This window comes from Arthrobacter sp. P1_A5, from assembly GCF_056406825.1.
The window spans coordinates 19,076-27,723 of sequence record NZ_JBFTZL010000031.1; the positions used below are offsets into that span (position 1 = coordinate 19,076).

8 protein-coding genes are annotated in these 8,648 nt (G+C 69.0%); 3 read left to right on the forward strand and 5 right to left on the reverse strand.

Annotation, left to right across the window (positions count from 1 at the left end):
• The 3 genes from AC1D1S_RS07485 to AC1D1S_RS07495 form a co-directional block, all read right to left on the reverse strand.
• On the reverse strand, positions 1 to 621 hold the full coding sequence (locus AC1D1S_RS07485) for a TetR/AcrR family transcriptional regulator (protein ID WP_243181522.1): 621 nt from the start codon (positions 619 to 621) through the stop codon (positions 1 to 3).
• Between the two features lie 100 nt (positions 622 to 721).
• Positions 722 to 1,315: a TetR/AcrR family transcriptional regulator gene (locus AC1D1S_RS07490; RefSeq protein ID WP_243181523.1), complete on the reverse strand. Its 594-nt coding sequence runs from the start codon at positions 1,313 to 1,315 to the stop codon at positions 722 to 724.
• A complete protein-coding gene (locus AC1D1S_RS07495) occupies positions 1,312 to 2,328 on the reverse strand; it encodes an aldo/keto reductase (RefSeq protein ID WP_476994135.1) in 1,017 nt (338 codons plus the stop codon). Before AC1D1S_RS07495 ends, AC1D1S_RS07490 begins: the two co-directional genes overlap by 4 nt.
• A 165-nt stretch (positions 2,329 to 2,493) precedes the next feature.
• On the opposite strand from AC1D1S_RS07495, the gene AC1D1S_RS07500 reads away from it, so the two are divergent.
• The 3 genes from AC1D1S_RS07500 to AC1D1S_RS07510 all read left to right on the forward strand — a co-directional run bounded on the left by AC1D1S_RS07500 (position 2,494) and on the right by AC1D1S_RS07510 (position 6,744).
• Positions 2,494 to 3,174 (forward strand): NADPH-dependent F420 reductase, encoded by a 681-nt coding sequence (locus AC1D1S_RS07500; RefSeq protein WP_476994136.1) that lies wholly within the window; start codon positions 2,494 to 2,496, stop codon positions 3,172 to 3,174.
• 249 nt (positions 3,175 to 3,423) lie between these two features.
• Complete coding sequence (gene ppc / locus AC1D1S_RS07505) at positions 3,424 to 6,237, forward strand: phosphoenolpyruvate carboxylase (protein WP_476994137.1); 2,814 nt, start codon at positions 3,424 to 3,426, stop codon at positions 6,235 to 6,237.
• A gap of 201 nt (positions 6,238 to 6,438) precedes the next feature.
• Entirely contained in the window at positions 6,439 to 6,744 is a 306-nt protein-coding gene (locus AC1D1S_RS07510; RefSeq protein ID WP_018774310.1) for a hypothetical protein, read from the forward strand.
• Here AC1D1S_RS07510 and AC1D1S_RS07515 read toward each other — a convergent pair.
• A complete protein-coding gene (locus AC1D1S_RS07515) occupies positions 6,741 to 7,376 on the reverse strand; it encodes a DedA family protein (RefSeq protein WP_243181527.1) in 636 nt (211 codons plus the stop codon). The two genes, AC1D1S_RS07510 and AC1D1S_RS07515, sit on opposite strands and share 4 nt — an antisense overlap.
• Positions 7,377 to 7,403: 27 nt before the next feature.
• Positions 7,404 to 8,378 (reverse strand): RluA family pseudouridine synthase, encoded by a 975-nt coding sequence (locus AC1D1S_RS07520; protein WP_476994138.1) that lies wholly within the window; start codon positions 8,376 to 8,378, stop codon positions 7,404 to 7,406.
• Between the last annotated feature and the right edge of the window lie 270 nt (positions 8,379 to 8,648).

Below are 8,648 nucleotides of genomic sequence, written 5' to 3' on the forward strand. Positions count from 1 at the left end.
TCAGCTGGTGGCGGGTGGGGTTTTGAGGCTGGCCGCCACGAGTTGGGCCGCGGTGGTTCCGGCTGCGGCGGCCGCGGCCGGGTCGCCGTCGAGCACCCCGCTTGCCAGGCCGCCGTCGAGTACCAGGGTCAGGCTGCGGGCGAGCTGGTCCGGGTCCCCGGCGCCGGCGCGTGCGGCGAGGTCCCGGATCCAGGCGCGGATCTGGCGCTTGTGGGCCACGGTCCGGTCGTGGACGCGGGTGCCGGCGGCCGACTCGGCGGCCGCGTTGATGAAGGCGCAGCCGCGGTAGCCGTCGCGCCGGCAGGCGGCTGTCAGGGCATCGAACAGGCCCACGAGCTGCTCGGCCGGGTCCTCGCCGGCGGCCTCGGCGGCGGCGTGCAGCTGCCCGGTCCAGACGCCGTCCACCTTCTCCAGGTAGGCCAGCATGAGGTCGTCCTTGGCGGGAAAGTACTTATAGAAAGTGGCTTTCGCGACGCCGGACTCGGCGATGATCGTGTCGATGCCGGCGGCCCGGAAACCCTGCGCGTAGAAGAGCCGGAAGGCCGTGGCCAGGATCTTCTCCCTGGCATGCCCGGCAGGGGTGCGGGCAGCCGGGGCGGCGGTGGCTGCTGGCGAGGTCATGGCTCAATCGTACACAGACAAGTCTGTCTACGCCGCAGTGTCATTCGCCCTGTGCCTCGTCAACGACGGACCGCCGGCCCGCCTCCGCCTGATCCGGCGGCTACGGGCGGGCGGCCAGACCCCGCACGAGCAGCCGCCAGACCTCGCGCAGCTCGGCCCCGATGGCCGGGGCCGACCATTCCGAAGCGTGCAGCGGGTGGTGGAACCGCGCCGTGGCGTGCAGGACGGCACGGCCGGCCGGCACCGGATCCGGGACGGCGAATTCGCCGCTGCGGACGCCGTCGGCAATGATCTCGGTGAGCGCTGCGGCCAGGTGGTCAACGTGGGCCGCCACCACTTCCCGCGCCTCGGCGGTCAGCTGGCCGAACGTGGCAAACAGCTCCGGATCGTTCAGCGCCATGCCCTGCTTGATGGCCGCGAGGCGTTCGAGCCAGCGGAGCAGGCGTTCCGCGGCAGGGCCCTCCGTATCGCGGGCAGGATCCAGCGGCTCCGCGAGGCGGTCCAGCCAGCGCCGGGCCACCGCGTCCCGCAGCGCCACCTTTGTGGGAAAGTGCCGGTAGACGCTGCCGTGGCTGACTCCCAAGGCCTTCGCGACGTCCACCACCGTGGCCTTGGCCGGTCCGAAGCGCCGCAGCACGTCTTCGGCGGCGTCGAGGATGCGCTCCTCGGTCAGGACGGCGGCTACAGGGGTCACCGGCGTTCGCTGTCGAGCATGGCCATCTGGCCGGCGTCGTAGCGGGTGCCCGCGGCCGAGTCGGCGGGGACGGCGGCCTCGATCGCTGCCAGGTCCTCGGCGGAGAGGAGCAGATCGACCGCGCCCAGCGATTCGGAAAGCCGTTCCCGACGGCGGGCGCCAACGAGGGGGACGATGTCCTCGCCGCGGGACAGGACCCAGGCGATGGCGAGCTGGGCGACGGTCGCGCCCTTGCGGTCGGCGATTTCGCGGAGCCGTTCGACGAGCTCGAGGTTCCGCTGCAGGTTCTCGCCGGAGAACCGGGGCAGGTGGGCCCGGAAGTCGCGCCGGTTCCCGGTTCCGGCGGCCGGCCAGTGGCCGGAAACCAGGCCGCGGGACAGCACGCCGTATGCCGTGATGCCGATGCCCAGCTCGCGGGCCACCGGCAGGATGTCCTGCTCGATGCCACGGGAGAGGAGGGAGTACTCGATCTGGAGGTCCGAGACCGGGTGGACGGCGTTGGCGCGGCGCAGGGTGTCGGCGCCGACCTCCGAGAGGCCGATGTGGCGGATCAGGCCCTGCTGCACGAGCTCGGCCAGTGCTCCCACGGTTTCTTCCACCGGAATGGACGGATCCAGGCGGGCCGGCCGGTAGATGTCCACGTAGTCGGTGCCGAGGCGCCGGAGGGTGTAGGCCAGGAAGTTCTTGATGGCCACCGGACGGGTGTCCACGCCGTTCCATCCGCCCCGGGCATCGCGCAGGACGCCGAACTTCACGCTGATCTGGGCGCTCTCGCGCCGTGGGCCGCGGATCGCGTCGCGCAGCAGCATTTCGTTGTGGCCCATGCCGTAGAAGTCGCCGGTGTCCAGCAGGGTCACGCCGGCGTCGAGGGCGGCCTGGATCGTGGCGACGCTCTCGGCGTCGTCGGCGGGGCCGTAAAGATCGGACATGCCCATCATGCCGAGGCCGATGGCGGCGGTGCTGGGGCCGGTGGAGCCCAGGGTGCGGGGGGTGCCGAGAGTAGAAGTTGTCATGCCATGACCATACAACAATCAGCTGACAGATTTCAAACTTTGTCAGCTGAGATGAGGCGGGCGGGGCGTCGGCGCGCGCTTATTGCCGTAGACAGGTCTGTCTGGTAGCGTCATGCCCACACGTAGACGAACCTGTCTACTCCACGACTTCAGAATGAGGACGCCATGAAGATTGCAGTACTGGGAACCGGCATGGTGGGGCGCACGATTGCCGGCGCACTGGCAGGGCTGGGGCACGACGTCGTGATCGGCACCCGCGACCCGCAGGCGACGCTCGCCCGGACCGAACCGGACATGATGGGCACCGCGCCGTTCGCCGAGTGGCACGCCGCAAACGCCGGAGTCGACGTCGCCGCGTTTGCTGACGCGGCATCCGGCGCCGAGCTGATCGTCAATGCCACCAACGGTGCCGGCTCGCTGGCCGCGCTGGCCGCAGCGGGGACCCCGAACCTGGCCGGCAAGATCATCATGGACATCGCCAACCCGCTGGACTTCTCGCAGGGCATGCCGCCGTCGCTGAACCCGGTGAACACGGACAGCCTCGGCGAAGAGATCCAGCGGTCCTTCCCGGAGGCCAAGGTGGTGAAGACGCTGAATACCATGACCGCGTCCGTGATGGTCGATCCGGCCCGGGTGGCCGGCGGTGACCACACGGTGTTCGTCTCCGGGGACGACGCCGGCGCCAAGGCGGCCGTGACGGAACTCCTCAAGGGCTTCGGCCACCGCGACGTGATGGACCTTGGCGACATCACGAGTGCCCGCGGTGCGGAAATGATCCTGCCGATCTGGCTGCGGATCTGGGGCGCGCTCGGCACCGGCGAGTTCAACTTCAAGATCGCGCGCTAACCCCTTCACCCGCCAAGCTCGCAGCAGGGGCCGTTCCGGGAGCTCGGAACGGCCCCTGCTGCGAACTGGTTGGGGTCCCGGGGGTCCCCGGGGGAGGGACGTCGGGGCGGCGCGGCGGGGCATGACACTATCTGAGACGGAATTCCAGCAGGGAGTGCCTGCGGGTAACATCCCATGGGAAGAAGTAATCGGGCTCACAGTATCCAGCGCAGTGTACGAGCCAAGTCGAACCCTCGAAAGATAGTTTCCATGGCTGACACTGCAATGCATTCCGACACCGATCTTGCCGCCGAACTCCGGGCTGATGTCCGCCGGGTCTCCACCCTCCTCGGCGAATCCCTGGTCCGCCAGCACGGCCCCGAGCTCCTGGACCTGGTGGAGCAGGTGCGCCTGCTGACCAAGGAATCCAAGGAAGCCGCCCGCGGCGGCGCCGACGCTACCGGGCCGTGGAGCTCGTACGACGTCGTCGCCCAGGTCCGCGAACTGCTCGGTTCCCTGCCGCTGGAGCAGGCCACCGACCTGGTCCGCGCCTTTGCGTTCTACTTCCACCTGGCGAACGCCGCCGAGCAGGTCCACCGGGTCCGCGGGTTGCGCACCCGGCAGGAGAAGGACGGCTGGCTCGCCAAAGCCGTGGAGGAGATCGCGGACCAGGCCGGCAACTCCGTGCTGCAGGAAGTCGTCAACGAACTCGACGTCCGCCCCATCTTCACCGCACACCCCACCGAGGCCTCCCGCCGCTCCGTGCTGGACAAAATCCGCCGGCTTTCGGATATCCTGTCCGAATCCACGGCGGAGGGCACGTCCGCGCGCCGCCGCCAGGACCGCCACCTGTCCGAAGTGATCGACCAGATGTGGCAGACGGACGAGCTCCGCCAGGTCCGGCCCACCCCCGTGGACGAGGCCCGGAACGCCATCTATTACCTCACCGGCATTCTCAGCGACGCCATGCCGGAAATGCTCTCGGACCTCTCCGAGCTGCTTGCCGAGCACGGCGTCACGCTGCCGCCGCAGAAGGCCCCAATCCGCTTCGGCTCCTGGATCGGCGGGGACCGCGACGGCAATCCCAACGTCACGGCCGCCGTCACCCGCGAAATCCTCCAGATCCAGAACCAGCACGCCGTGCGGATCAGCATCGGCCTGATCGACGGGCTCATCTCCATCCTGTCCAACTCGACCGCGCTGGCCGGGGCGGACCAGGAGCTCCTGGACTCGATCGACGTCGACCTGGGGAACCTGCCTGGCCTGGACCGCCGCGTCCTCGAGCTGAACGCTCAGGAGCCCTACCGGCTCAAACTCACCTGCATCAAGGCCAAGCTGATCAACACCGGCCGCCGGGTCGCGGCCGGATCCGCGCACGAGCCCGGCCGCGACTACACCGCCACCGCGGAGCTCCTCGCCGAGCTCGGCCTGCTCGAACGGTCGCTCCGGAACCACCACGCGGCCCTCGCCGCCGACGGCGCCCTGTCCCGGGTCCGCCGCGCCATCGCCTCCTTCGGCCTGCACCTGGCCACCCTCGACATCCGCGAGCACGCCGACCACCACCATGACGCCGTCGGGCAGCTCATGGACCGCCTTGGCGGGCCCGGTGTCCGGTACGCGGAACTCAGCCGCGCAGAGCGGCTCGAGGTGCTGGGCTCCGAACTTGCGTCCCGGCGCCCGCTCTCCGGCCACCCGATCAAGCTCGACGGCGTCGCCGACGGCACCTACGACGTCTTCCGGGAGATCCGCCGAGCCCTGCGCACCTACGGCCCCGACGTGATCGAGACCTACATCATCTCCATGACCCGCGGCGCGGACGACGTCCTGGCCGCGGCCGTGCTGGCCCGCGAGGCCGGCCTGGTCAGCCTGTTCGGCGAGGCGCCCTACGCCAAGATCGGCTTCGCGCCGCTGCTGGAGACCGTCGACGAACTCCGCGCCTCGGCCGAAATCGTGGACCGACTGCTCTCCGATGCCTCCTACCGCGAACTCGTCCGGCTCCGCGGAGACGTGCAGGAAATCATGCTCGGCTACTCGGACTCCAACAAGGAATCCGGCGTCATGACGAGCCAGTGGGAAATCTACAAGACCCAGCGCAAGCTCCGCGACGTGGCGGCCAAGCACGGAGTCCGCGTGCGCCTTTTCCACGGCCGCGGCGGCTCGGTGGGCCGCGGCGGCGGGCCGACCTACGATGCCATCATGGCCCAGCCCAACGGCGTGCTCGAGGGCGAGATCAAGTTCACCGAGCAGGGCGAGGTCATCTCGGACAAGTACTCCCTGCCGGAGCTGGCCCGCGAAAACCTCGAGCTCTCCCTGGCCGCCGTACTGCAGGGCTCGGCCCTGCACCGCACCCCGCGCACCTCGGAGGACCAGCGCGTGCGCTACGGCCACGTCATGGAAACCGTCTCCGATGCCGCGTTTGCGCGCTACCGCACGCTGATTGATGACCCCGATCTGCCTGCTTACTTCATGGCGTCCACCCCGGTGGAGCAGCTGGGTTCCCTCAACATCGGATCCCGTCCGTCCAAGCGCCCCGACTCCGGCGCCGGGCTGGAGGGTCTCCGCGCCATCCCGTGGGTGTTCGGCTGGACACAGTCGCGGCAGATCGTGCCGGGATGGTTCGGTGTGGGCTCCGGCCTCAAAGCCGCCMGCGAGGCCGGTAACTCGGCCCAGCTCAAGGAGATGATCGAGGGCTGGCACTTCTTCCGTTCGGTGCTTTCCAACGTTGAGATGACCCTGGCGAAGACGGACATGGACATTGCCGGCTACTACGTCTCCACCCTGGTGCCGGCGGAACTGCACCACCTGTTCCGTGCCATCCGGGCCGAATATGAGCTCACGGTCGAGGAGATCCAGAACCTTACCGGCGAGCACGTGATCCTCGATGCCCAGCCCACCCTGAAGCGCTCCCTCGAGATCCGGGACCAGTACCTCGACCCCATCAGCTACCTCCAGGTGGAACTGCTGCGCCGCGTCCGGGCCGAGGCCGCGGAGGGCATGACCGGGGCCGAGATCGACGAACGGCTCCAGCGGGCCATGCTGATCACGGTCAACGGAGTCGCCGCCGGGCTGCGCAACACCGGGTAGCCCCCTCCCGACGCTCCCTCAGGTGTGGCGGCCTTTCCCCCGATGCTCCCTCACCTTCTGCGGGCACCTTCTGCGGGGAATTTCCAAACGCTCCCTCAGGTCCTGCGGTTCTTCCCCGGACGCTCCCTCTCCCGGTGAGGGAGCGTTGGGGTTTTGGGTGCGGAAGGTGAGGGAGCGTGGCGGCGCGGCTAGGGTTGTTCCATGCCGTCGTTCCAGACCAGACTGAAGATCACCGGGCTCAAGCCTGGCACCGCTCCCGAGGCCGTCATGGCCGCGGCCATCGAGGCGCTTGGGACGCGGCACCATGTCGAATCGCACCAGCTTGAGCTCGCCGGCGGCGTCCCGCAGCTGAACCTGCGCTTCCTGGTCGATGCCACCGCCTACAGCGCCGAAAACAGCCAGGCGCTGGAGTCGGCAGCCATGATGCGCGACGCTGTCGAACGCGTTGCGCTCACCGGTGCGCTGACCGTGCTGCGCCGCAGCCGCGGCCGCTGGGCGCCCGTCTAAAAGTCCAGTTCCTCGTCCGGGTCAACCACGGCGGACTCCACGGGGGAGGGGCTGCCCCGGCGCCGCGTCACGATCACGCCCACGACCGCTCCGACCAGCAGCCCGACGCCGACGCCGATCAGGGAGCTCGCCCAGAAGGGCAGCCCGGTGGCGGAGCCCATGAAATAGCCCAGCGCCACGGACCAGGCTGCCCAGAGCAGGCCGCCGAGGGCCGCGCAGAGGCTGAACCCGCGGGTGGAGACGTTGGCGATGCCCGCCGCGGCCGTCGTGGCCAGCCGCCCGCCGGGGATGAAGCGGAGGCCGATGATCGCGCCGTAGGTGGAGGACCGGCCGGCTTTCGCGATCGCCGAATGCACGGCCGCGTGGAACCGGAGACCCCATTTCCAGCGGTCGAGCACGTGGCTTAGCCGCCGTTTGAACAGCTGGAAGACAAGAAGGTCACCAAGCCATGAGGACACCGCGGCGAGGAGCACCACGAGGAACGCGTTGATGTGGCCCTCTGCGGACAGCGCGCCGCCGGTGATGACCAGCATTTCCGAGGGGACGGGCGGGAAAATCGCATCGCCGATCACGAAGGGGAAGATCCAGAAATAGATCGCGGCGCCCCAGCTGTCCGCATTTCCGAAGTCCATGGGCACAAGGTACCGCACTTCCAGCCGCTAGCGTGCCTCGCTGAGTTCCAGTCTGCTGCGGTATTCCACCGGGCTCCCGGAGATGGGGTCCACGAAGCGGATCCCGCGGGCCAGGAGTTGCAGCGGCTTGGCGTAATTGTCCGGAGCCTTGTCCAGCAGTTTCGGGTAGAACGCATCGTTGACGATGCCGAGGCCCAGTGAGGCCATGTGCACGCGGAGCTGGTGGGTCTTCCCGGAGTGCGGCTCCAGCCGGTACAGCGCGCGGCGGTGCGGGCCGCCGTCGGCGTCGGGTGCGCCGTCGGGTGCGCCGGCGGGTGCGCCGGAAGCGTCAAACGTGCGCAGCCGCTCGATCCGGGTTTCCGCATTGGGTTCGCCGTCGACAACCTCGGCCAGCAGGTAGCTGCGGGACTTGGTCATCCGGTTCCGCACCACCACAGGGAAGTCCACCGCGGGATGGCCCGGTGCGGGCTCTGCGGCGGACACACACTCGTATTCCTTCTGGACCTGGCGCTTTTCGAAGAGCACCTGGTACTTGCCCCGGGTCTCGGGGTTCGTGGAGAGCAACAGGATGCCGGCGGTCATGCGGTCCAGACGGTGCATGGGAATCAGGTCCGGAAGGCCGAGCTGGTTCCGGAGCCGGACCAGGGCCGATTCCTGGATGTACGTCCCGCCGGGGGTGGTGGGCAGAAAGTGCGGCTTGTCCACCACCAGCAGGTGATCGTCCTCGTGCAGAATGTTCAGTTCCACCGGGATCCGGGTCTCCGGCGGCAGGGTCCGGTAGTACCAGATGAACGTGTGGTCCTGCATCGGGGTGCTGCGGTCCAGGGCGATCCCGGCCTCGCCGACGATCTCGCCGGCGTCGAACCGGTCCTCGATGCCCTGCGGATCGATGTGCCCCCAGCGGTGCATCATGTAGTCCAGCGCGGTCTCCCAGGGACCCTCGTCCGGCAGGCGCAGACGCGTCGCATTGACGCCGTCGCGCACGGGAAGGGGGGATTGCATCACCCGACCATTCTACGGGCCCGGCCTCCCGCGCCCCTGCGCAGTCCCCGCCCCCCCGTTACCTTTTTCGTAGCCCGTTCCTGTTGCAGGATGTGGGTGTGCTGGCCTGCCGGCCCCGGCATGATTGCCGCCCCCAGTCGTCAATGATCCGGGGGGTGTTGTCACCGGGGTCCGGTAGGTGCCGGAGAGACCGCTAATAGAGGCAGGACAGTTTGGGATCGTCGTGCGTAACGTGGATGCCGGGCTCTGACACCGCGGACAGTCCAGCAC

Bases quoted from the DNA above. Each gene is read 5' to 3' on its own strand.
- AC1D1S_RS07485 (WP_243181522.1), bottom strand. From the start codon at position 621: ATGACCTCGCCAGCAGCCACCGCCGCCCCGGCTGCCCGCACCCCTGCC.
- AC1D1S_RS07495 (WP_476994135.1), bottom strand. From the start codon at position 2,328: ATGACAACTTCTACTCTCGGCACCCCCCGCACCCTGGGCTCCACCGGC.
- AC1D1S_RS07500 (WP_476994136.1), top strand. From the start codon at position 2,494: ATGAAGATTGCAGTACTGGGAACCGGCATGGTGGGGCGCACGATTGCC.
- AC1D1S_RS07510 (WP_018774310.1), top strand. From the start codon at position 6,439: ATGCCGTCGTTCCAGACCAGACTGAAGATCACCGGGCTCAAGCCTGGC.
- AC1D1S_RS07515 (WP_243181527.1), bottom strand. From the start codon at position 7,376: ATGGACTTCGGAAATGCGGACAGCTGGGGCGCCGCGATCTATTTCTGG.
- AC1D1S_RS07520 (WP_476994138.1), bottom strand. From the start codon at position 8,378: ATGCAATCCCCCCTTCCCGTGCGCGACGGCGTCAATGCGACGCGTCTG.